This is a genomic window from Lacipirellula limnantheis, assembly GCF_007746075.1.
Classification (GTDB): Bacteria; Planctomycetota; Planctomycetia; order Pirellulales; family Lacipirellulaceae; genus Lacipirellula; species Lacipirellula limnantheis.
Window position 1 is genome coordinate 3,375,820 of record NZ_CP036339.1, and the last position, 25,459, is coordinate 3,401,278.

Consider the following 25,459-nt stretch of genomic DNA (forward strand, 5'->3'; position numbering starts at 1 on the left):
CAAGCGAAGACGTCAGTAACAGGGAAACGTTGGACATGAAAGATGCTTGCTCTGCGCACAGCGTGGACGGAAGAGCGAAAATTGCATTGGGCTTATGCCCGATTCAGTTATTTTCTGTATCGCTCGCGTAGCGTGTTGGCCGCTCGCCGCAAGCCGTGGTCGTCCAGGAGCATCGCCAATGAATGTATTAGGTCCGGTTGGCGTCGCTTCGGCTTGACCTCATCGAGAATGTCGCCGGCTAAATTGAGAGCGGCGGCCTCGGTAATACTCCGCGCAGAAAAGATTGTTCCGCCTACATTGGCGGACGGACCTGGAGAGATCGCTTCTGGTTCACAGTCTTTCGACATCGGCCAGCAAAAGAGGCGTGGTCGGCGATCACTGACTAGTTAAGTGACTCGCAGTTCTTGATAAGCCAATAGCACTCGCAAACTCTCTCTTCCAATTGCTTCCGCTTCAGAATCGAAATCGTGCCACGAACGGAACGAAGTAGCTCCAACTCCTGGAGTGGCAACAAAACTTCGGTGACGCTTGCGCGGCGGACTCCAAGCATCATCGCCAGGAACTCGTGACTTAGCTTGAGGTCATCCGCGCCGACGCGATCGTGGGTCATCAGTAGCCATCGGCAACAGCGCTGCTCGACGGTATGAAGTGCATTACATGCTATTCCCTGCATGCATTGAATGCGAAATGAATTCTCGTACTTCAGGACGTTCTCCCGAAGGCGAGAGTCTTCGCCCACGGCTTCACTGAAGCGTTCAATGCTGGTGCGGAATCCGGAGCCAGCCACTTGGACGAAGCACCGGAACGGAGAAGACCTTGCTCCCAGAAGCAGCTGAGAAGGAGAAACGCCTTCGCGGCCGAGCGTACCAACTTCAATTGACTTGCCGCTTTCGAGCGTCGAAACGATTGACAGTAGCCCTGATTCCGGGAAATAGACGGCGTCGAAAGGCTGACTCGCCTCGTAGATGGGGTAGTTGACAACTAACTCAACCGGGAGCAGCGACAGTCGCTTAACCGAAGCAACGGATAACCCAGCCAGAATGGCGTTATGAGATTCTGAATTCGTTTCATACGGTGCCATTGGCCTGCGTACCTTGCGGAAAGGTCGGGCCAACTGGAGGGCCAGAGCAGAAGTTCCGCTCCGCCTAATCTCGCGAGCTTGACGATTCGAGGTTAATCGCCCGATTAACTTCGGGCGAACGTTGATGAGAACTCCGCCGTTAGGCGGCGGCCGCTTTCATCTGAATCGTCGTCTATTATACGACATGCGGAAGACGTTCCCGCAAGCAAATTGGCAGAAGGAAGACTATCAAAGCGGCGCTTATCCGTCTGTCCGCTTCCGTACATAAGCTCCGGCGAACTGAGGGCGTTACGGATACCTCCTGCCTACACGTCAAAAGACGCCTTCTGCTCAGCAAAGGCCTGAACTCCGAGGAAACAGACTTCAAGGACCCCTTGCCAGTTGAGGAACTAAAGCAGTTGCTGTCGTCGTTACAACGTCGGCTCCACGATATTGGCGTTACGGATGTCGCCTGTAGGGTTGTGCTCCCAAATCGTGGAGACATGCAGTGGATGACCGTGATTCAAATTGAAGCCATAGGAACTGAAGTCGAACCGCGATTGGAAACGAATGCGATTATCAAAACGATTCGCCCTGTCGAACTTGCTGCTTTTGATGCTCGTTGTGGCGTCGATTTGCGGTTTTGCACAATGGCGGCGGCTTCGTCTGAAGGCCGAAATAGTGGAAATCAACAAGCTAGGTAACGTCATGCTCACGATGCCGAGCAACTACATGCTTCAGACGCCGAGCAGATACAAAACAAGAACATTCACTACTTTAAGTTTGGAAGGGGACTTCTAGCCGAGCGTTTACCCCGACCATGTTGTGGTGTTTGGAAGAAAGGCTGACTGCGGCTGTGTATTTGCGTGTAGGGTGTATGCCGCAATCGAAGCTAGCGAATATCTGAAGAAACTTACGCTCGGAAGTCTTGAAGCTGTCGGTCCGCAGCAAATCTTCCAGGATGAACTCGATCATCCCTCCCGAGAAATAGGTCGGCCAAGGCTTCTCGCAACGGTGACCAGCCGCGTCGTCCACTGGAGTGTGCGACGCCCGCCTGGGGGTTGCGCGGAACGCCTCGCGCGCGATGACGTCTGTTGGGATGGTGGCCGACCTCCGGGCGGAGGCGCGGGGCCGCATGTTGGGGATGAGTCGCGTCGCGGCGTCTGCGGCGCCTAGCAACGCGGTCGCCTTGGCGCGTCACTTGCCCCTTGGCTCGACCCGCGCCGCCGCGAGGTCGTAGACGTCGCCCGCGAGGAGGGCATGCATCGTCAGGCCGTGCCCGCCCAGGCGGCCGTCCGGGGACTGGAAAACGCGGGCCTGCCGGGCGTCGTAGACGATGACCTGACCTTCGCCGAGGGCCTCGTACTTGCCGTCGGGCCGGAGGAGCATGGCCGTCGACTCGTCGATGCCGACGCCGACGAGCTTTGGGTTCTGGAGGACGACGGCGATGAGTCGGTTGTGGCGTCGCCGCGCGACGAAGTGCTGGTCGATGACGGCGTCCTGGACGAAGCCGAAGCCCTGGGCGTGCTCGACGTCGTCGGCGAGGATGACGTCCCAGTCGCCTTCGGCGCCACCCGTCTTCCGCTCGTTGCCGGTGATCATGAACTGGCTCTGGACGGCCGCCCCGGCGCTCGTCCCGCCGATGACCGCGCCCTCCCCGTAGAGCTCGAGCATCCGCTGATGGACGGGCGTGTTGAGGAGAGCCGCGGTCAGGAGCGTCTGGTCGCCGCCGGAGAACCAGACGCCGCCCGCGCCGTCGAGGATCTTGTCGCTCCCCGGCTGGATGGCCTGTTCGTGCGTGAGGTTGTAGTACGCCACGTCCTTCGCGCCGTTGCGTTTGAACTCTGCGAGGAGCTCCGGGCCGACCTCGTCGGGGACGCTGCTGGCCATGGTGAAGATGACGATCCGGCCTGTGTCGTGGGTCTTGGCCAACTCGATGTAGCACTTCATGAGCGGCGCGTCGCGCTCGCCGCCGCCAATAATGAAGAGAGAACCCTTGGGCCGTGGGGCCGGCGCGGGCCGTGGCGCACACCCTGTGGCGACGATCGAGGTGACCAGGATGATCGAGAGGATGAGGGACGAGTCCTGGTTCAAGCTCTACCTCCGCAAGATGGGCGACGTGGCGAGCACTGTCTTACCCCGGCATTGTCGATATGGGTTGATCCTGGAACCGCTCCGAGCGCGGGGCCCGGCTCACGTTAACGCGCAGCGGAGTTCGCTTCAATCAGTGCTGCGGGGGCAGCTCTTCTGCGACGTCGTCTGGGGCCAAAAGGTTCTCGCACGGTTAGTGCGAGGACATCAGTCCAGCCAGGGCTGCCGGGACGGCGGGGTCTCACGCGCAAGTTCGGGCGGCGCTGGCATTGTCGGCGAGCGGAATGGCAATGGGAGGCGTGTTGGTGTTGTTCTAGGCGTGCTACGGCTGTCGGTTGGCGAGACCTGTTGGCTGTGGAACCGCTACGAACCCGGGGTCGCAAGCTACCGACGCTCAAACCGTGCAAGTAAACTAGATGTTCTGCTGGTTGCCGCCAATGAACTTCTGCAAAAGCTTGCCCCGTGCCTGACGACTCTGAAAGCCGTGACGTTCCCCTCGAGCGCGAGAGCCAATTTGCCGCGACGCGGATTTTCGAGCCTGAGGAGAGCTTTACGCGGCAGGAGGAAGACATCGCGATCGCGGCCGAGCTCTTGCAGGCGGGCTTGGTGAACGAGCGCGAAATCGTCGCAGCCGTCTCCGATTGGTCAATTCACGGCAATGTTTCATTGGCGGAGCATCTTCAGAAGCGAAGTTTGATCAACGCCGAGCATTTCGACGCCCTACGTCAGCGCGCCGTCGCCCGCGTTGACCGCGCTCGTCGCAGCATTGCCGGCGGCTCCCAAATGCCGGCGGCAGGCAAGAGCATGATGCTGGCGACGCTCGAACGCTTGGACGGCTCTGGAAGAGTGGCGAAGCTGTTGGGCGTCACCGTCGCCGCGCGCGGCGGCGAGGACGAAGCGCGAGTGATGGAGGGACGCTATGAGCTGATTCGCAAGCTTGGCCAGGGGGGACTGGGACGCGTCTGGCTGGCGCGCGACGTCAATTTGAATCGCCATGTGGCGCTGAAGGAGATTAGTCATGGCGCGGGCGTAGCGGAGTCCGTCATCGAACGATTCAAGTACGAGGCGGAAATCACCGGGCGGCTCGAACATCCCAGCATCGTACCGATCTACCAGCTCGGGCAGGACCTCGCGACCGGGCGGGCGTTCTACGCGATGCGATTTCTCGGCAAGGCGACGCTGCAGGACTCGATTAATGAATACCATGAGCGACGCGAAGCGGGTGACGACGACCCCATGCTACTGCGGCGCCTGCTCACGGCCTTTGTTAACGTCTGCCATGCGATCGGCCATGCTCACTCTCGAAAAGTGATTCATCGCGACCTCAAACCAGAAAACGTCGTGATCGACAGCTTTGGACAGGTCATCGTCATCGACTGGGGACTCGCCAAAATCATCGACGACGCATCGGTCGAAAGCCTGATGGATTCGTCGACGACGAGTTCCGCGGACCGTACGAGCGAAGGTCAAGTCCTCGGCACGCCGCTTTACATGGCGCCCGAACAGGCGGCGGGGCGACTCGATGAGTTGGACTACAGGACCGACATTTACGGTCTTGGCGCGATTCTCTTTGCGATCGTCACCGGCAACGCGCCTCATGAGAAAACCCAGAGGCAGTCCGCCGACTCGGGCCTTGGGGCCCGGGGAATGATCAGCGTCATCGCGACCGGCGTGGCGCCCGCGGCGCGCGACGTCAACGCGGAAGTCGACCCCGCCTTGGAAGCGATCTGCAGCAAGGCCATGGCCCGCCGCCGTTACGCGAGATACCAGCAGGCCGTGGACTTGGCCGACGATGTTCAGCGGTGGATGGCCGGGGAGAAGGTGACTGCTTACCGTGAGTCTTTCCGGCAGCGAGCGGGGCGCGCGATCTCGCAGCATCGGCGCCTGTCGCAGGCGCTGGTCGCGGCCACGATGGTCGTGCTGGTAGCGCTGACGACGCTTGCAATGGCTGCTCGCCAGAATCGGCAAGCCGCGTTGCAAGCACGCTTCTCCCAACTGAACAGCCAGGTTCGCGAAGTTGAACTGCAGATGCGAGGGTTGTGGACCGACTTGGCCAAAGACGCGCGATTCCTGGCAGCTTTGCCGACGATCCAAAGCCTCGTCAGCGCGCACGGCGCTCCGGACGACGACCGGGAAGAACTCTGGCGCGATCAATTGCGGTCGATCTTCGCGACCATGCTTCAGTCGAATCCCGACTACTTGGCGATTTCGCTTGAGTTCAACGTCGACAATGGGGCCAAAGAAATTGCACGGGTCGCACGAGCTTCGTCCGACCGCGCAATGGTGCGAATAGTTCCCGACGGTCGCCTGCAAACGGTGAAGGACGATCCATTGCAGGCCGCCGTCTCGTTGCTTGAGCCGGGAGATTTGAAGTACTCACTGGAGCCACGCGCGCGTTACGGCAGCGATGGGCCAGGCGGCGCGCGCATTTCCGTCGCCTCGCCAGTGGACAGTGACGACACTGGAAAGGCCATTGGCATGACGGTGATCGAGGCGGACGTCGTGAAGCGGGCGATCGAGGCGCTGGCCAATATGGGGACGATTGATGGTGAAATCTTCGTCGCCGACGGCCTTGGTCAGATCTGGGGATTCGCCGATCCGCGGGCGGGCGTCCAGGGCGCGGAAACGGGCACGACGATCCCCGAACTGCCGGCGGACGTTGTCAGCGAGGTCGCCAAGAGAGGAAAGCCGTTCCTGCTACGCGGCGAGAACCGGTACGTCGCGCAACGATTCTACGTTGATCCGACCGGCCGAGGGGTGTTGATATTCGCGCGATTATTCGAAGGGGAGTAGTGATCGCGAACGAACGCCGGCCAGATTGCGGCTACCATCCCCGGGCGACGTGAAAGATGCCTGACGACTTTTGTGGTGCGTATTCATCGACAGGTCCGATGTCTCAAGGGCGGGCCTTCGGAAACATTCGCCATTGTTGCAGCAGGAATCGAAGGCGGGTCACCTCGACGCTTCCTGTCAACAGAGTCTCCAATGCGGCTGGTGAACGCCGAATTGCTTTTGGGCGCGACCAGTCGCTAAAGAGGCGATCGTCACAGAACTGCCGACGTCCAGCGGCGCGGTGAATACTCGCGTGGCCCGCGACGTCGAACCGCCGTAGGCAAGATTGGGGTTCTTCAGACCGAATGCCGGGGCCCCAAGGCTGTTAAATGACCTATGCGGGAAGTCAACGCCGTCAATGAAATGTTTCAGCCGGTCATATGGCGACATTTCTGGATAGTGACGTGACCGCGAATTCTCGCCTCGTCGCCCTGAATCACGCTTCCTGAGACATTCCCCATCTTGGCAGTTTCCCAAACTTGGCAGGGGTTGGAATTTAGCAACCAAATTCCTACCAGCGGGGGCTGCCCGTCGCAATCTGCGCAGCTTTTTAAGACGTTATCTGAACAGATACAGCGGCGCAATGCCGTACTGAGTTAGCGCTGCCTGGATTGAGCGGACGACCGGCCGCTGTTGATTCAATGCCCGCGAGGCTTCCAGCAATGGTACGGGCGGAACGTCAAAGTTTACGCACTCTAGATCCAAGTCAATTAGCAGCGACTGGTCATCCCAGCGAGAACGTGCAACCTCGAACCGGTCTTTGAGAAGCTCGTAAGAGCCGAGATCGGCTGTGTGCTGTACCAGTCGTACGGCGTTGAAGACTCGAACGTAATAAATGTCGCCGTGCCTTCATTGAGGGTTAATCCGCCCCGGAAGTCAAACAGTCGCGACACAACATTCGGATCGCTGTAGTAGGAGCCCGCGGACATGACGCGCTCTCCTTCGACAGGGGAAGAATGCGTTACCAGCAAGCAATCGCTGCGCCCTCTTCAAATCAGACCATTTGAGCGCGCTTGCTTGATGCTTTCGTAACACCTGTGCCGATCAGCGCGCAAGGGGACGGGACCGCACATACCGCGCGAGCGCTAGTCGCCCGTCATCCGTCTGGACTGCGGCGGCACGTGCATCAAGGCAGCTATAGAGCGTCGGCATAGGCTTTGCCTACTGTACCTCTGCAAGGTGCGAGTTGAGGCATTTACACCATCTATCAAATTAGGTGGTGTAACCAAGAAAACGGACTCGCATCCGCGACGCGATGTGAACGACGAACTGGAGTGGCATCCGAGCGTGCATGCTTCGCACATCGGGTCACCGCAAGCGACGGAGTAGCGAGCTTGACCGGATATGCCGGCAGACAATGCCGAGAAGGCGGAAGCGGAGCGTCTGGTGAAATCCTTAACCGGCGTTCGTGCGGTGGCGAATGACATTGCGGTGCGTTTGCCCGATGCGTGTGAACGCAGTGATACCGAGCTGGCAACATTTCACCGGCTCGAATGGCGAAGCGGAAGCTTCTCCAGCCCGGCCGCTCCTCCGCTAAAAGTCGCCGCAGAGAAGGTCGACGCCAAGTTTCGCAACGGTGTGTTGACTGTCTCGATCCAGAAAGGCGACAAGGGCGCAAGCCGCAAGAAACAAGTTCAGCGGTGCACAACCTGTATGCGAGGATTCGAACCATGCACCTGTTCAGCAATTGCCCGATCATTGTACCCATCGACATGTCGCCCGAGGGAAAACGGGCACTAGATTGCGCGAAGCAATTGACGGCCGACGCCTCGAACATCACGGCGCTGCACATCTACGCGCCGGCGCCCACGTTGGACCCGCCGTACTCATGTGTGTATCGGGAAGTGCAAGAAGCCGTTGAGCGACATGTTTACTACTACTGCAAGGAATATGAAAGGGATGGCATCAAAGCGATCGTCGAAACCGGTCAAAGTCCAAGCGACTGCATCGTTAGGTACGCGGAAAAAGTCGGCGCCGGGCTCATCGTCATGCCGTCGCACGGTCGTACCGGGATGAACCATATGTTGATCGGTTCGGTGGCCGAGCGGGTTGTGAGGCATGCGCGCTGCCCTGTTCTCGTTCTGCGGGGACTGAGCAAGGAAAAATCGCACGTCCAGCCCGTAGAAATGGCAGAGTCAATTCCCGCGATCTTGGCATAAGCGTTCGCAGAATCGCCAGGTCGTCGTGAGCGATCAGATCCTATTGGGAGTAAGCGCCATGAGGAACTTCAGCGACGTACCGGTCATCGCGCCGACTGACTTCTCAGTGGAGTCGGACCGAGGGGTGGTAACGGCGATTGAGCTGGCTGGAACGGCGAAACACGTCACTGTCATTCACGTGACGCCGCCGATATTGATCGTCGAGCCTGTGGTAGTCTACGACACCATTAGCGACGAGGAGAGACGAGCTAACTTGGAGCTTGCTCTACGCGAGCGGTACTCGTCCCCTGAGTACGAAGGCGTAAATCTCGAGGTTCGCATCGGCGATCCCGGCAGTGAAATCGTGAAGCTCGCAAAAGAGAAAAAGGCAGGGCTGATTGTCATGCCTTCTCACGGAAGAACCTTTCTAACCCATTTACTCTTGGGGTCCGTCGCCGAACGAGTCGTTAGGACAGCCGAATGTCCCGTTCTAGTGGTTCGAAAATAACAGTCGATTCACGATCAACGTCGACCGATTGTTCCCCGAGCTTGCTCTTCCGTTTAGGATTGCATCGGCCGGCCCTCCGCGCCTGGGCGCTTTACGATTGGGCAAACTCCGCGATTGTGACGACGATCATCGCGGCGGTGTTTCCCATTTATTTCTATCAGGTTGTCGCCAGCGAACTTCCTCCTGGCGTGGCAACGCGTCGGTTTGCATTAGCGAATGCAGCGGCGATGCTTGCGCTCGCCATCGCCGCTCCCCTACTCGGCGCGATTGCCGATTTGTTGCCCGTAAAGAAAAGACTGCTTGGATTCTTCGTCGCCGTAGGAAGCGTCGCGGCGGCTGCTATGTTCGGAATCCACGCGGGGGACTGGCGGGCGGCGCTGGTTCTGTTCGGGATCGTGACGTTCTCGGTGTCCGCGACGTTCATCTTCTATGACGCGATCCTGCCATATCTCGCAAACAAGACCGAGATCGACCGAGTTTCAACGACAGGATATGCGTTCGGGTACCTGGGAGGGGGCGTGCTCCTCGCCTGCAACCTAGCGTGGATCAAGCAACCGGACTGGTTTGGCTTTCCAACTACGCGGGACGCGACGTTGCCGACTCGTTTCGCGTTGCTGTCAGCGGCAATTTGGTGGGTGATTTTTTCCGTGCCGCTGCTACTGCGAGTACCTGAGCCACCGCTTCCGGCGGTTGAGAGGACCAAGCTCCGCACCCTCGTAGTAGGCCAACTGAGAAGCTTTGCCTCTGCGCTCAAGGAGCATCCTACTGCAACGAGGATGCTCCTTGCCTTCCTGATTTACAATGAAGGCATCGGGACGATTATCAGGCTCGCCGCAATTTACGGCGCCGAACTGGGGATCTCCGCATCGGCGATGATTGGCTCGATCCTAGTCGTTCAGTTCACGGGCATTCCGTGCACGATCGCATTCGGTGCGATGGCGGCGAAGATTGGCGCAAAAAATTCCATATACGTTGGACTCGCCGCATACGTCGTCATTACCGGCTTAGCGTACTACATGACGTCGTCAACGCACTTCCTGGTGCTGGCCCTGCTCGTAGGTTTAGTGCAGGGTGGCACTCAAGCCCTCAGTCGCTCGCTGTTCGCGAGCCTAATGCCGCCTGAGCGCTCAGCGGAGTATTTCTCAATCTTTGCGATGGGCGAGAAAGTCGCGGGAATAGCAGGTCCGGCGCTCTTCGTCGCCGTGAGTAGCGCCACGGGCTCAAGTCGCCACGGTATTGCGTCGGTTCTCTGTCTCTTTGTGATCGGCTGGTGGCTTCTCAGATCCGTCAGACCAGCGTCGCAAGGCGATCGCGCAGTAGAAAATGGAGCTCGGTAAGGCTCAGGTTGTGTTCCATCCTGTAAAAAGCGGAGAGGACGCCGCAACTCACCCTATCCGTGGGGTGGAGGCAAACCGCCCTCGACCAGCGTCTGGTGACGACTATCAACAAAACCGTCGCGAACCGGTACGCGCGCGGGCCGGACCGTCTTGAAGGCGTGAAGTCACGCTACTGCCGGCCGATAGTTGCGGCGGGTCAGTCAGCATCCCCTCGCTTCCCCTTATCAGAGCGGCTTAGCTGCGCTGGCTGCGAAGCAGTTCGAATGATCGACTGTCGCCTACCTTGCTGCCGTTCAGTCTGCGGCGAGTGCAGCTCGATGACGCCGCGGTTGAACGAGGCGTGCATGGATTGCCAGCCGGAACCGGTATACTTCATTTCCGAAGAGCACTGCCTAGAGTAGGGCAGGAAGCTCCGAGTGCGATTCATAAAGCCGGTAAAGCGGCCGAACCGATGACGACCGCCGCTCTCCAGACCGTTGAGTGAGAACTGTTGAACATCACCTCGGCCTGGCGCCTTCCGCCGCCCAGTGCCTTGGCAATTCGGTGCGCCACGTCCGCCCAACCATGAGTCGACAGATCAAGGCGCCTGCTCGCGTGCGGACATTGGTCGAGACCACGCCTGATGGCGGCGTTGTTCGATACCTGTCTCTTGCTCCATACGCTTGAGCGGCGATCCCCCGAATTCGTGATGATCCGCAAGGCTCTCCGGCGTTCCATCGAAACGCAAGAGCGGCTTATCAAATGTATCCAGAGTATCGCCGAATGCTGGAATGTGGCCACTTGTCCATGGGAACCGCTCTAGTGGTTCGTCAATTAGCGACGCGATTGACCTCGGCCACAACCGCCGGTCGCCATTTATGCAAACTCTAGTGAGGCTGCTGCCGCTCCAAGCGGTCGATCGCCATTTTGACTAAACGCTGAGCCTTACCGACTGAGTATCGCTGGCAGGCGTCGCGAAGGACGTAGAGTCGGTCCAGCTTGATGCCGCCGGCCGTGCTAGGGTCTTCCGTGATCGCCTTGGCAGCTGAGAGTAGAGCGCGATCTTCCTCTGAATCGCAGCGAATATTGCGGCCCGCGATTTGGATCTGGCGCGAATTCTTGTCTTGACTCACAATTTCTCCAGGCGATTAGGGTTGGCAGGACGGCAGCAATATTACAGTGCCGGCAGGTGGCGTCCATCCCGACTCCTGTCAGAGCAACGGGGAGACCATGACTGCTCCGGACTGAGTGACGCCCGCTCGCCCGCTCGCCTTGCCAGCGTCGTGATACAGACTTCGTCGCTGATGCAAACTCGTCGGCAGTTCGGCGAGTTTTTAGGCGGCGCCAGACGATCGCCGCCGGACATGATGTCCGGCGACCCTTTGGTGATCACAGTATCGCTCGCAGCGTTTCTTAACCTCAGCGCCAGCCGTGACGGAGCTAGCTAGGGAGATCGAAAGAAGTCGCGGGCGTTGTCGTGCAGGATGCGGCGCGCCAAGCGACGCGCCGCGTCGGGACCGAAGTAACCGCCGGCCACCTTTTCGTCCAACGTTTCCGCGAGTAGTCTGCGAACGGTCTGCATGGCGCCGTACGTTTCCTCGACGTGCCAGTTGTCGCCTCCCACCATCATGCGGGATTCGTTGGGGAGCACTTCGATCGCTTCATGGAGAGCGAGTTTGAAGTGCGATGGGCTCAGGAGGAACGACCAGGTGAGATCGAGCCAAATGTTGCGGTAGACGAACGCCATCGCCAAGAGATCGCGGCTCCAGGGATATGCCAAGTGCATCAGCAGGAAGCGGGTGCGCGGATGACGTTCTACCAAGCCGGCAATGCCGAGCGGGTGCGAGCCGCGGATGATTCCGGTCCCCAAATGAACCTGTACCGGCACGTCATGTTCAGCGGCGATCCGGCAGAGATGATCGACGATGAAGTCGCTGAACGCCTTTCGCTCCGCCGCCGATGGCGCCGCGTTGCCCCAGGCGGCGCGAGCTAACGCCTCATTCGGTTCGTCGAAATTGACGTCACGATCGTAGGCGAGGGCGTTCTTGAGCGCTACCTGCCCCCGCGCCGCCATGCCCGCCACCAATGCTTCGAGCGCGGTCAGGTATTCGTCAAACGACTCGGCGCGAAGTCCGACGCGGGCGAGGGCCTCGTGGGCGCGGTTCTCGTTGTGATCGTGCGAACTAGGATGCCAGCCCAGCGCAAATGAATTGATGCGCATCACGGAGCGGTAGTTGTCGCCCAACGTTGGTCGAGGATCCAGCAGCGGATCGTTGTAGGCGTCGGTGATGACCGACGTCACACGCGCGCGGTTCAAGACTTCGCGCTGCCACTCAGGCCGACGATGGGCCGCTTGCACACTGGCGTCGATCTCTTGCCAATTGTCGCGCGTGATCTCCGCCGCACCGCCGCCATGCAGTTCCAGAACGGCGCGAACGATGTTCCGAACAAAAAAGGTAGATCCGCTATCGTCCAAGAAAGGCGTGAGCGATTCCCAGGTCGTCGGGCCGACGCCGGCGAGCATCGGATCGGCGTCGCGGGACTCAGACGGGAGGCAGTAGGGGCGGGAAAGCGCCCAGCCCGCGTAACTCTGTTGCAGCAGTTGCAGCAAATTGACGTCGCGCTGATGAATCACTTCGGGCAGATGATGTTCATGCACGTCGGCAATGGGAAGTTGTTCGACGAACTCGCGAAGCGAAGCATTCATCTCTGTCGCACCGAGAAGAGCGTGATGGAAGCGGTCACTTTAAGTTCCCCTCGCAGGGGAGTCAAACTTGCGATCGCTGAGAAGGCGTGGCGACTTGACTGAAGTTCAACGCCGATCGCTCTTCACGAGCCTCGCGATCATCACCCTGCCCGCCATCTCGCCATGATTCAATGATGGGCGTTGCTCGTCAGTTCTCCCCCATCGCAGTGGCGACTTTGCAGGAGGGGAGACCTATCTGTTCCCGGCTGTTCCCGGCAAATCTAGTCGCTGTCGCCGTCGGCGCTCGTTGGCTCCGCACCGATCCACAAAAAGCGCTAACGAAAATGATGAGGCGTGAAGGCCGCCCTGTTTGCGATCAGAAAGCGTATAGCAGGCATGTTAAGGGGGCCGCACTGGAAGGCGGTCGCACCTCTGGTCGCATGGACATGCATCCGCTTGAGATTGGTCACGTGGAGATCAGTATGAATCCCTTCAACGCCCCTATTGAGCCCCTCAATACGTCAGGAAGCCGGCGGAGAACGTGCATTTCGCCTAGCCTCCAGGCATTGCACCGCATCTCCGAGGTGATGGAGACGGAGTGTGTGGGCGTACGGACGGCGGCGGAGCGAATGAATCTCTCGATGTCGCAGGTGCGCGCGGAATGCGAGCCATCGTGCGACTTACGCCTCTCTGAACTCTATCGATGGCAGGCGGCGTTAAGAGTGCCGGTTGGCGAATTGCTCAACGAGCCGGTGACAGACTTATCCCCAGCGGTGGCATGGCGCGGGCGCATGCTGAAAGTGATGAGAACAGCGAGGTCCATCGAAGCGCTGACCGATCAAGAATGCGTCCATTCACTCGCCATGATTCTCGTACAAAGTCTTGAAGCGTTGATGCCCGAGCTAGATCAAGTGCCTGCCTGGCCGTTGCAGGGGCAGCCGCGCACAGGCGATGAATTGGGGGTCGCCGCAGACAGGCGACTCTCAGAAGACTTCTTCGACACTTACGTGGACGGATGAAAAGTGTCGATCGAGGCCTTCCCTGCGTCCTCGTTGCAGGGTCGTCCCACACTCCAACAGCACCGGCCAACCAGGGCCGATTCGGCTGGTTGCCTTCCAGGAACTGCACGCTGCCGCCAGTTCAAGAGCGATCCATGGCTGACGTGTCTTACCGCTTAATCCACTTCGCGGGCGAATAGGTTCGCCTTGACTCTACCGTACGACGGCCGCGTCGTGGCTCGTGCTGCCGCGAGCTTCTCCGAGGCACAGGCCTGCTCGGCCGGACAGCCGATGACTCAGGTCGGGCCCTGAGGGTTCGACGCTGGTCACGAACGCAGTCGTTCGCAGGGCGCTAAAAAGGTCGACCCGAGATCATCAATGGAAACACCCAATTCACCGGTCCGAGCTGCGGTCCGGCGGCTTCCACTGCCTCGGCGACGGGCAAGTCCTACCTGCCCGATGTTGATGTCACCGCCGCGAGCCTGGCTAAAGCTTCTGGCGAGGCCGGCTGGCGTCGAATGCACCATCAAGTCGTTGACGCATGACATCAGTATCCATCGACCCGACGCATCTGCCGCGCGAGGGCGCCGGTAGTCGCCTGACCGCTATTCGATGTTCAAGCAGCTACCGCCGTCGTTCTTCGAGTGCGTCGTGGGCGGTCGCTCAAAGAGGCGACTGCGTCATCGAGTGTGTGGAGATTTCCGCGAGTGTCATTGAGCAGCGTGAGGATGTTGGAGATCACCTGGTCTCCTTTGATCGAGCCTTCGCAGATGTCTCCAATTAATTCCTGCCGAAGTTCGAGCAAGCGGTCGTCCAGATGCTTGCTGAGTTCATGCGGCTGGATCGTCGCAGTCGAATCGACGTCGGCGCCAAGTGCGATCTGGTCGATTCTGCGAATCTCTGCAAAGTAGTCCGACGGCGCTCGCGCCTTTCTCCTGCGTAACAGACTGTAGAGCGACAAGGCGCCGGCGCTAAACGCCCCGAAGATGCTCAAGCCTTTGCTGAACCACTCCATCACTGCTTCGACGGCCAGCGGCTTGTCCCGGTCTAGGTAGGCGACGGCAGCCGGGTGGATCGCGTAGGGAGTGGCGATCTCGCGGGCCGACTTCGGTTGAATCCGGCGTGAGAACTCCCCTTCGAAGACCGTTTTCATCAACGGCCTCACCGCTCGGTCCGAAAGGCTTTTATGGGCCACAACTAGGAGCCTTACGCCGATGGTCTCGCAATCCGCCGCTGGGTAACCCCGCGTCGTGAAGTAGCTGTGCGCTGGGATCACCGTCGGTTCGAGGAACTCGCGTTCGACCACCGTTGTTTTTGCTTGGCTGTCTTGCATGTTGTCCATCAAAAAGGCCCGCGTCGCGGGCAGCGGCACGATGCGGTAGTCCGCCGCTTCGACTAGTGACTGGACGATCGGCGAGGGCATGGAAGCCAGCACGATCAGGCAATCCGGCAGTTCTGCAATCAGCGTGTCTTTTGTCGCGCCGCTCGATTGCAGGATGGCTTGGCACTTGTCGATCAAGCACGCCTTGCTGTATTCCGTTGCCACGACGTCTCCTGAGTGCGACGCAGAGGGCAATTGCAGTCTTGCAAAGGCGAGGAACTCCCTGGCCAACAACCTTTCGGTGCTGCCCTTCTCGCCGATATTGATCCGTTTCCCGCGAACCGCTTCGGATAGCGGGCCAGCCTCGGCCATCTCCTTGCGGACGAGGATGTGGACAGCCTCCAATTGAACGGCGCCGAGGACCATGATGTCGTCGTCGTCAGGTACTTTGACGCCACTGCTGACGACGGCCGCGTCTAATTGACCAGCTTTCAAGAGGTTGAGGCAGTCCTCTGAGCCAGCATTGGCCTCTAGCTTAATGATGAGGTCGTTCTGCGCCGCTTGCTTGCCCATGTACTGAGCGATGGCGTGGCGGCGCGTCGAGTAAGGCCCCGCGCTCATGCGCAGGATCGGCGTCTCCCGTTCGATCAGCAGGGGCGCAGCCAGCGACAGGCCAAGGACGGCAAACCCAATGCTGCCAAGGACGGCAAGGGTTCGACCGGCAACCAAGCAGCGGATCCTGTTGATCATCGGTAAGGCACCTCGAACGTAGTAGCGGAAGCTCCCGATCGGAAAAAGGGAAGGGTTTTTAACGGATACCGGCTGGCATGGCCAGCGCAATCCGCCGCAAAGGACGGCCAAAGGCGGAGTTCGTCTTGTGGGCAAGGCAGAGCTTCTCGCCAATGGCATGAATTTCGACTTCATGCTGGAAACCAAGTGGGTTTACGGCTACCCGGTGGCCGTCCTCGCGATGCTGACCATCTGCGGCCTGCTCTATCGCTGGTTTCGCAAGGTCAAGTGGCTTTACCAGGGGCCGCTGCGGGCCTGCCGGACCGAAGTGCCTGTCCATCAGCCACGGCGCGATAGCGCCGATTGATCTCGGTCGCCCCGAGTCGAACAAGATCGCAACCCCCGACCGTTTAGTGAGGGGGCTCTAGTCTCACAAAATCATACGCTGGACGGCGGGGCGCCAGCGTGCCGAGAAGCCATGGCTTTCCTCGGCAGGAGGCGTAGCCACGCTTCTGCCCGTTGAGACGCGTCGTCACCCCAAGGATTCTCGGGGGACCGAACGCGAGGCTCGAGCAGCGCAGCAAGCGTGCTCTTGTCGCGTGGCTCCACCCGAGGGGACGTGGTCACTGGAGCCCCGGGCCAAAGAAAGTAAATGGGAAGAATTCACCGGGCGTTAGGTGCTGGGTGAACCGTCGGCGTATGGATTTCTTCCCCGACAGCGGGTTACACTGAGCGCTCGGCCGGCGGCTTCGGCAAACTCCAAGGCTGCTCATCCTCGAAAGGGGTCTGCAAGATGTCGCTGCGTCGATCGCGTCAGGCTGTGGTGTGCGTGACGACATGGGCCGTCGTCGGAGCTGTTCTACTGCGAGTCGCGCCGGCCGCGACCCTAGTCTGGGATGGTACGGGGTTCAATTGGAATGTGCTCTCGTCGTGGTCGCAAGTTTCCAATAGCACGACGCCCGATCCTGCGGCGAAGCCTGGCCCCAACGACACCGCGGTGTTCAACATCGAGGCGATGAATTCACGCCAAGATGTCCTGATGGCCGGCCCGCAATCGATCCGCGGACTCGTGTTCAGCAGCTTGGGACATATCCGATTGGTCGGCTCGGTCGGCGGACTGACTCCCACCGAACTGACCGTCGGCCAAGGCGGAATCTATTCGTCAGGCGCGAGCATCCACGAGACTGCCGAGGACGTTGTGATCAAACTGGCCGGCGCGCAAACGTGGACCAGCGACGGCGTGCTGGGCGACGTCGCAATCAATGTCAACGGTCCCATCAACATAGGGTCGAACCGGCTCACCTTCGACGGGAGCGCCGCGACGGTGCTGTTCGGCCCGCTCAGCGGAACGGGCGGCGTGACCAAACAGGGGAGCGGGATTCTCAGCCTCAGATCGAGCAACACTTTCACGGGCGACCTCTTGATCCTAGGAGGAGCGGTGGGACTGTTCGACAACGGTGCGCTCAACGCCGCCTCGCCGGTCGCCGTCGGGTTCGGCGCCAGCGGAACGCTCGACCTCTTCGGTCAGAGCGTCGTCGTCAGCGGCTTGACCACCGCACCGGGCCCGACGTCGGCCGTCGTCGAGAATGGCAGCTCCAATGTCGCCACGCTAACCGTGGCGGTCAGCGCGGCGACGCCCAATGTCTTTGCCGGCGTCATCAGGGACGACTTCGCGGCGTTGAACTTGACGAAGACCGGCGCAGGCGTGCTGACGCTCAGCGGAAGCAACACGTACACCGGAGCCACGACGATCGAGCAAGGCACGCTCAAAGTCGACGGCTCGCTTGCACGCGGAGTGCTGGTGAAATCGGGGGCATTCCTCGCGGGAGCCGGGACGATCGGACAGACCGTCGTCGTGCAGGCGGGCGGCGCGCTCGCCCCCGGCGCCTCGGCGGGGAGGCTCACCGTTGGAGCCTTGACGATGCAGAATGGCGCGACGCTCAACATGGAAATCGGCGGGCTGCTCCCCGGCAGCCAGCACGATCAGATCGACACGGCTGGTCTGGATTTCGGCGTGCTGGCGCTCAATGGAACGCTGTCGGTATCGCTCATCAACGGCTTTTCGCCCAGCGCGGGCCAGTCGTTCGACCTGTTCAACAGTTCTTCTTTAAGCGGAGCCTTTGATGCGATCACGCTGCCGCCGCTCAGCAACGGCCTCGCTTGGAATACTTCCCAGCTTTACGTCACGGGCGCGTTAACTGTCGCCGTCAACGGCGACTTCGACCTTGACGGCGACGTCGATGGACACGACTTCCTCGCGTGGCAGCGCAATCCCGGCGTCGGGAACCTCGCCGACTTGAAATCCAACTTCGGCTTCGGCACGCTCATCGCGGCGGCGGAAGCCGCCGCGCCGGCGCCCGAACCGAGTGGACTCTTGCTCTTGGCGCTAGCCGCCCTGAGATGCATCGCAGGGCGGCGCCCGTGGAATTGACGTTCGAGCGCATCACTTGACGCAGCGAAGCTCGCAAACGATCCGAGAAAAACTTCGGGGTACTCCTGCAAAGGTAAATCAACCATGAGAGTCGTGGGTTTCCTCCCCGTGTGCTTCGTGACGTTGGCCTGGACCCTCCCAGTTGCCGCGCTGACGTCGAATTGGAATAACAACACGGGGGGTAGCTTTCCGAACGCAGCCAATTGGACGGCGGGCGTTCCCCTCGTCAACGATACCGCCGTGTTCGACCGGAACCTCGCCATCGAATACAGCGTGACCTTTCCGGGTCGTCCTATCCTTAATCCGCTCACCCGTGACGTTCGGCAACTGATTGTCGGCGCCAACACGGTTAGTTTTTCGGACTCCGTCAACTTCAACCAGCTCCCCGCGAACTTTGCGATTGACGCCGCCAAGACATTGGCCGAAGGCGCCCTGATCGTCGGCAACGTGGCAAACCAAGCGGGCGGACTCAACACCACGCTTAGCAATTTCTCCACAAGCTCGGTGATCGTTGGCCACGATGGTTCTGCCCCTAGCACCGAAGGAACGCTCAACGTGAACGGCGGAACGTTCCATGTGACCGGCTCCCAGGAACTGGGTGATGAGCTGATCATCGGCAACGATGCTCGCGGCTTCCTAAACATCGCCGGCGGTGCGGATGTCAATGTCACCGGAGGTCCGCACGCTAATGCGGTGTTCGGTCGCTCTGGCATTTTCGGAACCGATGCGTATGGAACGGTGAGCGGCGTCGGCTCGACTTTGAATATCAGCGGCGGCTTAGTCATCGCCGACGAGAGTCCTTTTGCCCGGCTCACCATTCAAGCGGGCGGACAACTCACGAGCGGCAGTGCCGTGCTGGGTAAATCTTCCTTTCTCGCTTTTGGCCAAGTTCTGATTGAAGATGCTGGGTCGACGTGGACCAACAATGGCGACGCCATTATTGGCAAAAGCGGGGGAGGGCAACTGATTGTTTCTGATGGCGGGCAGGTGCTTACCAGCGGCAGCGCCTCCATCGGGGAACTGATCGGTAGCGGCGGATTTGCAGACATCACAGATCCGGGATCGATGTGGTCGATCGGCGGAGACCTCGTCCTGGGCCGCACGGGGACCGGCTCCTCGAGTGAACTTCGCGTATTCGGCGACGCTGCCGTCGCCGTGGGGGGCTTGCTTACGGTTGCGTCCACGGGGCGAGTTATCGGAAACGGCAGTATTTTGGGGAATATCGCCAATGGCGGCGTCGTGGAGGCTGGAGTCTTTTCCAACCTGCAAGGTCCACTTGAGGTTGACGGTAGCTACACGCAGTTAGCGGCGGGTAAATTAGCAATCGATTTAGCTGGCGCCATTCCCGCGACGACTTACGATCAATTGCTGGTCTCCGGCTCGGTGTCGCTCAACGGGACGCTCGAGGTGCTGCTCATCGGACCATTCGTTCCCGCCCTGGGAAATGCCTTCAACATCATCAACGGTGCGAGCATCACCGGAAAGTTTACGAGCTTTCTGCTCCCCACCCTTCCCAGCGGACGGAGTTGGAATATCTCACAACTGTACACGACCGGAACGCTGCTGGTGACGCTCCCTGGCGACTTTGACGCCGACGGCGACGTCGATGGGAATGACTTCTTGGTTTGGCAGCGCGGCGACACCCCGAATCCCCATAGCCCTGCGGACTTGGCCGCGTGGAAAAGCAACTTCGGCTTCGGCGCTGCGATGGCCGTCGGCGCGGCCGTACCGGAGCCTGGGCCGCTGCTGTGTGCCATCGCGGCGGCGGGGGCAGGCCTCCTCGGGCGACGGACGGCAGGCCTGGGCCGCTGAGGCGCGGCCTGCGGCCAGTTCAACGTCGCTGGCGCGTCGTCTTCATGGGAAAATCGCAGCGCAGCGTCTTGAGTTCGCTGCCTCGTTTTGCCGTCGCGAGCTACGCTGGCACGTTTGACCAAGGTGGCAACGCGTGGGACTGGAAGAAAGCGAAGGTCAATCCTGCCCGGGGGCGGGGGCGTCTTCGATCATTTGGAGGGCGTTCTCCATCAGAATTTCGCCGGTCATTTCGCCCAGCGACGTGCGGGAGACGTAGTCATAGCGTTTGAGGCTGTTGAAGTCGACTTTGGTGAGGATATAACCGAAGGCGTCGTTCGTGAGACCGAAGAGGAGGGTGTTGTCCCCCTTCATGTTGCGTTTGAGATAGCAGCCAATGTTGGGCAGGGCTTCGCCGGGTATGGTGAGGATTTGGGCGTCGCCGATGTTGACCAGGTTGACGCGGGTGGTAATCGACTTGTCGATGTTGTGCGGGTATTTCAAGGGCGAGCCCAGGATGATCATCCACATCAGTTCGGAGTCGACGGGGACCTTGACCTTCCGCGCATAACAGGCGAGACCGGGATCGGTCTGCGGCTGGGCGTCCTTGACGATGCGTTGGGCTTCGGAGGCCATCAGCTGGCCAATGCGGACGCACTCTTCCCAGGTGCGAGCGTCCTCCCACTTCGCCTTGAGAGGATCGGAGGGTTTGTCGAGGAGGCGGTTGTCGGCGGTGACCATGCCCCCTTGCGCGCCGTTCATGAACATCCCCATGCCGCCGAGATCGGCCTCGAGTTTGTCGCAAAGCGGCCCGACGAGGTCGGGGCTGACGAGGCCCAGTTCGCTGCCCAGGACTTCAGGATGGATGGCGTAGTTGACGAGGGTTCCGATGGTCTTGCCGTCGGGAGTGACGGCTTGGATGACGCTCATGCGGGGGTCGTAAAGTTCCGGAGCATAGAAGTTGTAAGCAATTTTTCCTTTGGCTTCGCCGGTGGCAATCTTGAGGTGAGCCGTCTGAAGGTTGTCGAGCGCCTGATTAAGCGCCACGGCTGCCTGTTTACAGACGAAGTCCATGTACTTCAGATCGCTGGAGGTTTTGCCGTCGAGGCCGGGGAAGCCGTAGCAGTCAGGCGCGCTATGCGTGTGCGAGGAGCCGATGAGGATATTGTCGGAGGGAATGCGGGGGACCTGCTGATGAACGCGGGCGCCCAGTACGGAAGGGAACCCCAGGAGGTCGAGTTGGACGACGGCGACGATGGTTTCTCCCTGTTGAAAGACCATCGCGCGGGCGTATAGCTCGCCCTGCTTACCAGTGGAGGGACGACCCGGACCAATGCCTCCGGTGACGGGGAGCAGTGGATTGGGCGTGATGATGGCCTTGCTGACTCCGACTTTGAAATCCGCATGTGCAACCGAAGTGATTGAGCAGGTGAGCATGAGGAGCGTCACGAGTGGGCGCGGCAACATGGGGGAGTTCCTGGGTTGAGCATGGTGGAGTGAATGCGATCGCCGATGACCTTCTCCCGATGTCAATGCCATCGTCAGCGAGAGATTGCGTCAGGTGCGAGCTCGCGCGGAGCGAAGCTCGAAGAGATCCGATCCAACGTTAGCCATGGATGTAATCGGTCAAGTTATCGTATCCGTCCCAGGAAGCACACCCAGCCAGCCGGGTCAAAAAACGGTCGGTTCTCGACGGGTTTCCCGGTTGATGACGTTTTGGCGCACTTCAGCGGCAATCTGTTCCCCCGATTGTGGCGCTGACTGGCTTGGCAGCAGCAGGTTGAATCCGCGCCGAAATGACCAATATCACGCCCTCCTTGTTCACTTGAAATCAATCAACACGCGGCTTCGGAAGAATGCGGTGGCACCAAATTGATCCTGAAAGTGTGGAGGTCGTATCCACCGCCGTTAGCTTTGGCGATCGGGTCGGAACAGCCCAAAAGCGAGGACAATGTAGGCGATAACTGGCGGAGGGTCTGGCCCGTCGACCTGTCGACGTTAGACACGGACTGACTATCACGCAGTGAGGAGCATGACATTGAGGCAACCCGAATCTAAAATACAGCTTGCGTAACTAGAACTCGGCTAACTTGCTGTTCGTCTGTGGTCTACACGAGTAATTATTCGTCCCCCGTGGGCGGTCACCTTACTTCAGACGCTCGACAGTACAAAACAGAATCAACCAGCATGCACTATGCAGCGACACCCACTAAGCCGCCCCTACTAAAACTCATGAAAAGAACCGCCGCACTCACCCTCGCATGCGCCTTTACTTGGCCTGTTGCCTCGATCCAGGCACAAGAGACCCTCGATACCCGAATCGGGAAGCTCTCTTTCACACAGGACTTCGCCAATGGGTATCCGACGGATGAAACCGTTGAGTTGCTCTACGATGAAATCGACTTCCAGCGCGCCTGCCAGGCCTACCTATGGAGCATTCCCATCGTTTCCTTCGCAGAGTGGCAGAAGGCTCACGAAGTGACGTTCAAGGCCGAGTCGGGCGATGTCGTGGTGTACGACAATTACCTCGCGAAGCTTGGCATTCTCACCGCAAATGCGACGACGCCTTACATCATCAGCTTCTTCAATCTTGAGAAAACTGGACCGATGGTTGTCAAGATGCCAGCCGGTGCGGTGGCTGGCTTTGCCGACGACATGTGGCAGCGACCACTCATTGACATGGGGCAAACTGGCCCGGACAAGGGCAAGGGCGGCATCTACGTCATCGCCGGTCCGGGGCAGGAAGCTGTGGCCCCCGAGGGTGGTTACCTGGCCAAATCGCCAACCAACAACGTTTTCTGGGGATTCCGTGCCCTCGACAAGGATCCTGCGAAAGCCAAGGTGCTGTTGGAGCAGTTGGAGATCTACCCGCTTTCGGAAAGCGACAATCCGCCCAGAAAGAAAATAGTCGACATCTCAGGAATACGTTGGAGTCAGACCCCGCCGAGGGGGATCGAATACTGGAAGAGCCTGCACGCAATTATCCAGCGCGAGCCGGTTCACGAGAGGGACCGTTTTTTTATGGCCATGCTCAAGCCCCTCGGTATCGAGAAGGGCACGCCGTTCGCGCCAGACGAACACCAGGCCAAGTTGCTTACCGAGGCGGCCTTGGTGGGCGAGGCGATGGCCAAAACGAACGATTTCGAGAAACGCCTTGCCGCGGCCCACTACGCGGACGGGACCCACTGGCATTTCGCGCTGGTGATCGATCCCTCTCAACGAGCGGAGTTCTACGACCAGCTCGACGGACGGGCATCCTGGTTCTACGAGGCGGTGACGACTTCATCAGGAATGGTGACCAAGACCCCCGGAGTCGGACAGGTCTATCTGGGAACCTATAAGGACAAGGACGGCGATTGGCTCGACGGGGCGAAGAGCTATCGGCTTAGGGTGCCCGCGAATGCCCCGGTGGAACAGTTCTGGTCCATGACCGTATACGACGTTGGCGCCCGTTGCCTGATCGATAATCCGTCCCAGCAGGCGGATCGATCGTCACGGATGGACCTCAAGACAAACGACGACGGCAGTGTCGACCTCTATGTCGGCCCGAAAGCTCCCACCGGTCAGGAAGGAAATTGGGTCGAGACGGTTCCAGGCCGCGCATGGTTCAGTTACTTCCGCCTGTACGGACCGAAGAAAGAGCACTTCGACGGCTCGTGGGTGCTTCCGGATTTTGAGAAAGCCGAGTGGTAAGCTAGTTTCGCACTCAGAGCTGGACGAAACCGACTGCCGCAGGCCAGTTTGCCCTAGCGCTCTACCAACAGCGGAAAACATCATAGGAAGACTCGCCATGAAAACATCCTCACTGAGCCTCAGCATCGTCTATGCTCTGTTGGTGGCGATACCCATGTCCGTCTCGGCGCAGACCACCAACGACCTTCGCTCTGTCGCCGAGGAGGCGTATATCTTCGCTTATCCGATGCTCTACAACTACCAAACGCTCTACACCCAAACGCAAGACAGCACTTTTCCGGGTTACATCGGTGGCTTCAACCAGTACCGACACTACGCACGCCCTGCTACACCGGCAGATACCGACATCGTCACCCCGAACAACGATACGACTTATTCATGGGCGTGGCTTGATTTGCGACGTGAACCGATCGTCTTCCAGACACCGAAACTAGACGAGGGCCGGTACAATGTCTTCCAGTGGGTGGACCTCTACACCTATATTTTCGCCAGCCCTGGAGCTCGACTCAACGGTGTGAAGCCGGGCACCTATTTGTTCGTCGGACCGGACTGGCAGGGGGAAATCCCGGATGGATTTGACGAGGTATTCCATGCCGAGTCAGATTTCGTCGGCACCCTAACCCGCACAAGCATTGGCGGCGCCGGCGATGTTCCCAAGGTGCGTGAGATTCAACGCGACTATAGGTTCACACCGCTGAGTACTTACACCGCGAGCAAACCGCCTGCTCCCGTGCCAGTGATCGACTTTCCGGATTGGCACGAAAAGCTCGCCAAGACGCCTGCTTTTATTGGCTATGTCAACTTCTTGTTGGAACATGTAAAGCCCCATCCAGAAGATGCCGCAGCATTGAAGCGTTTTGCTGCGATTGGCATTAGTCCTGGGAAGCGATTCGACGTTTCGTCGCTGGACGAAAAAACATCCGCCTCGATCCAGGCAGGGATAGATGCTGCGCTTAAGAAACTCACTGAACGTACAGCAAAGAACGAGGACAACATTGGTCTCTTCGGCTCACGCGAGTACTTGGGGACGGACTACGAATCGCGAGCCGTAGGGGCGATGATCGGCATCTATGGCCAGAACGAAGCAGAAGCGGTCTATTTCTCGTACCAGATGGATTCCGAAGGCAACCCGCTCGACGGAAAGAAGGTCTATGAGTTGGAGTTCGATCAACCACCCCCTGTTTCTCAGTTCTGGTCGTTGACGATGTATAATCTTCCGCAGCGTCTGTTGGTCGATAATTCAATCGACCGCTACTCGGTTGGAGACCGTACCAAAGGCCTTGTCGCAAGCGAAGATGGCGGTATCTCAATCACCCTGAGCCACAGAAACCCCGGCGATGGAAAGAACTGGCTGCCGACTCCCGAAGGTCCGTTTTTTATGGTGATGAGAATGTATGGTCCGGATAAAAGTATCGCAAACAAGGAGTGGCCACGCCCAGTGCCAGTATTGGTCAAGTAGCTCTTAGCATGCTGGACTGCAACTAGTCCCGCAGCGTGCCGCCGTCAACTCGGGCAGTCCGAACCTGTGAGATTGGACCCCGGTTCACGTAGGTGTTCGGTTCTGTAATCCGTATTCTTGCGAAGCGACGTGACCACGATCGCGTGGCAGGCAAATGGGCAGTTGATCTAAGGACACTTAGCAACCCCCATACCTCCGTTGGTGACCAAGGTCGAACCGTCACTTCGCCCGGCCGGTCAACCGCAATGTGACGCCCTCATTACGCACTTCGGGACCTGCAGCTCAGGGACGCGATAGCAGAGGCGGCAATGTCATCGAAGGGATTCTCCAAATCCGTAGGTCGCTCGCCCCGCCGTCAATCGAGGCGGAGCCTTTGGGACGGTGGTTCGTCCCGCCTCAGCGCCGAAAG

18 protein-coding genes are annotated in these 25,459 nt (G+C 59.5%); 12 read left to right on the forward strand and 6 right to left on the reverse strand.

Annotated features, from left to right (window positions below):
* Nucleotides 1–382: 382 nt before the first annotated feature.
* Complete coding sequence (locus I41_RS13020) at nucleotides 383–1,081, reverse strand: Crp/Fnr family transcriptional regulator (RefSeq protein ID WP_145433104.1); 699 nt, start codon at nucleotides 1,079–1,081, stop codon at nucleotides 383–385.
* A 491-nt stretch (nucleotides 1,082–1,572) separates the two neighbouring features.
* Between I41_RS13020 and I41_RS13025 the strand changes: the two genes are divergently transcribed.
* A complete protein-coding gene (locus I41_RS13025) occupies nucleotides 1,573–1,764 on the forward strand; it encodes a hypothetical protein (RefSeq protein WP_145433105.1) in 192 nt (63 codons plus the stop codon).
* A gap of 493 nt (nucleotides 1,765–2,257) precedes the next feature.
* Here I41_RS13025 and I41_RS13035 read toward each other — a convergent pair whose 3' ends face one another.
* Entirely contained in the window at nucleotides 2,258–3,154 is an 897-nt protein-coding gene (locus I41_RS13035) for a cyanophycinase (protein WP_145433107.1), read from the reverse strand.
* A 459-nt stretch (nucleotides 3,155–3,613) separates the two neighbouring features.
* Here I41_RS13035 and I41_RS13040 point away from each other — a divergent pair, with 459 nt between their 5' ends.
* The 5 genes from I41_RS13040 to I41_RS13060 all read left to right on the forward strand — a co-directional run bounded on the left by I41_RS13040 (nucleotide 3,614) and on the right by I41_RS13060 (nucleotide 9,966).
* Complete coding sequence (locus I41_RS13040; protein ID WP_145433108.1) at nucleotides 3,614–5,944, forward strand: serine/threonine-protein kinase; 2,331 nt, start codon at nucleotides 3,614–3,616, stop codon at nucleotides 5,942–5,944.
* 1,383 nt (nucleotides 5,945–7,327) lie between these two features.
* Nucleotides 7,328–7,723, forward strand: a complete 396-nt coding sequence (locus I41_RS28615) for an Hsp20 family protein (RefSeq protein ID WP_145433109.1) — start codon at nucleotides 7,328–7,330, stop codon at nucleotides 7,721–7,723.
* Nucleotides 7,624–8,142 carry a universal stress protein gene (locus I41_RS13050; protein ID WP_246133865.1) on the forward strand — a complete coding sequence of 173 codons (519 nt, stop codon included), beginning with the start codon at nucleotides 7,624–7,626 and terminating at the stop codon, nucleotides 8,140–8,142. Before I41_RS28615 ends, I41_RS13050 begins: the two co-directional genes overlap by 100 nt.
* 58 nt (nucleotides 8,143–8,200) lie before the next feature.
* A complete protein-coding gene (locus I41_RS13055; RefSeq protein ID WP_145433111.1) occupies nucleotides 8,201–8,629 on the forward strand; it encodes a universal stress protein in 429 nt (142 codons plus the stop codon).
* A 116-nt stretch (nucleotides 8,630–8,745) separates the two neighbouring features.
* Nucleotides 8,746–9,966 carry an MFS transporter gene (locus tag I41_RS13060; RefSeq protein WP_168206881.1) on the forward strand — a complete coding sequence of 407 codons (1,221 nt, stop codon included), beginning with the start codon at nucleotides 8,746–8,748 and terminating at the stop codon, nucleotides 9,964–9,966.
* Between the two features lie 866 nt (nucleotides 9,967–10,832).
* Here the strand turns inward: I41_RS13060 and I41_RS13065 are convergent.
* Both I41_RS13065 and I41_RS13070 read right to left on the reverse strand, forming a co-directional pair.
* Nucleotides 10,833–11,078, reverse strand: a complete 246-nt coding sequence (locus tag I41_RS13065) for a hypothetical protein (RefSeq protein ID WP_145433113.1) — start codon at nucleotides 11,076–11,078, stop codon at nucleotides 10,833–10,835.
* A gap of 311 nt (nucleotides 11,079–11,389) precedes the next feature.
* Nucleotides 11,390–12,652 carry an amidohydrolase family protein gene (locus I41_RS13070; RefSeq protein WP_145433114.1) on the reverse strand — a complete coding sequence of 421 codons (1,263 nt, stop codon included), beginning with the start codon at nucleotides 12,650–12,652 and terminating at the stop codon, nucleotides 11,390–11,392.
* Between the two features lie 608 nt (nucleotides 12,653–13,260).
* Between I41_RS13070 and I41_RS13075 the strand changes: the two genes are divergently transcribed.
* Nucleotides 13,261–13,650, forward strand: a complete 390-nt coding sequence (locus I41_RS13075) for a hypothetical protein (protein ID WP_145433115.1) — start codon at nucleotides 13,261–13,263, stop codon at nucleotides 13,648–13,650.
* A 595-nt stretch (nucleotides 13,651–14,245) separates the two neighbouring features.
* On the opposite strand, the gene I41_RS13080 is transcribed toward I41_RS13075, so the two are convergent.
* Complete coding sequence (locus I41_RS13080) at nucleotides 14,246–15,874, reverse strand: TAXI family TRAP transporter solute-binding subunit (protein ID WP_145433116.1); 1,629 nt, start codon at nucleotides 15,872–15,874, stop codon at nucleotides 14,246–14,248.
* Between I41_RS13080 and I41_RS13085 the strand changes: the two genes are divergently transcribed.
* The 3 genes from I41_RS13085 (at nucleotide 15,873) to I41_RS13095 (ending at nucleotide 19,922) form a co-directional block, all read left to right on the forward strand.
* Nucleotides 15,873–16,046: a hypothetical protein gene (locus I41_RS13085; RefSeq protein WP_210420936.1), complete on the forward strand. Its 174-nt coding sequence runs from the start codon at nucleotides 15,873–15,875 to the stop codon at nucleotides 16,044–16,046. The two genes, I41_RS13080 and I41_RS13085, sit on opposite strands and share 2 nt — an antisense overlap.
* A gap of 426 nt (nucleotides 16,047–16,472) precedes the next feature.
* Nucleotides 16,473–18,110 (forward strand): autotransporter-associated beta strand repeat-containing protein, encoded by a 1,638-nt coding sequence (locus I41_RS13090; RefSeq protein WP_145433118.1) that lies wholly within the window; start codon nucleotides 16,473–16,475, stop codon nucleotides 18,108–18,110.
* Between the two features lie 84 nt (nucleotides 18,111–18,194).
* Nucleotides 18,195–19,922 carry an autotransporter outer membrane beta-barrel domain-containing protein gene (locus tag I41_RS13095; RefSeq protein WP_145433119.1) on the forward strand — a complete coding sequence of 576 codons (1,728 nt, stop codon included), beginning with the start codon at nucleotides 18,195–18,197 and terminating at the stop codon, nucleotides 19,920–19,922.
* Between the two features lie 156 nt (nucleotides 19,923–20,078).
* On the opposite strand, the gene I41_RS13100 is transcribed toward I41_RS13095, so the two are convergent.
* On the reverse strand, nucleotides 20,079–21,365 hold the full coding sequence (locus I41_RS13100; protein WP_145433120.1) for a hypothetical protein: 1,287 nt from the start codon (nucleotides 21,363–21,365) through the stop codon (nucleotides 20,079–20,081).
* A gap of 765 nt (nucleotides 21,366–22,130) precedes the next feature.
* On the opposite strand from I41_RS13100, the gene I41_RS13105 reads away from it, so the two are divergent.
* Together I41_RS13105 and I41_RS13110 are read left to right on the forward strand one after the other, a co-directional pair.
* Nucleotides 22,131–23,591 (forward strand): DUF1254 domain-containing protein, encoded by a 1,461-nt coding sequence (locus I41_RS13105; RefSeq protein ID WP_145433121.1) that lies wholly within the window; start codon nucleotides 22,131–22,133, stop codon nucleotides 23,589–23,591.
* 97 nt (nucleotides 23,592–23,688) lie between these two features.
* The gene (locus I41_RS13110; RefSeq protein ID WP_145433122.1) at nucleotides 23,689–25,050 is read left to right on the forward strand and encodes a DUF1254 domain-containing protein; all 1,362 of its coding nucleotides are present in this window, start codon (nucleotides 23,689–23,691) and stop codon (nucleotides 25,048–25,050) included.
* The last annotated feature ends 409 nt before the right edge of the window (nucleotides 25,051–25,459 follow it).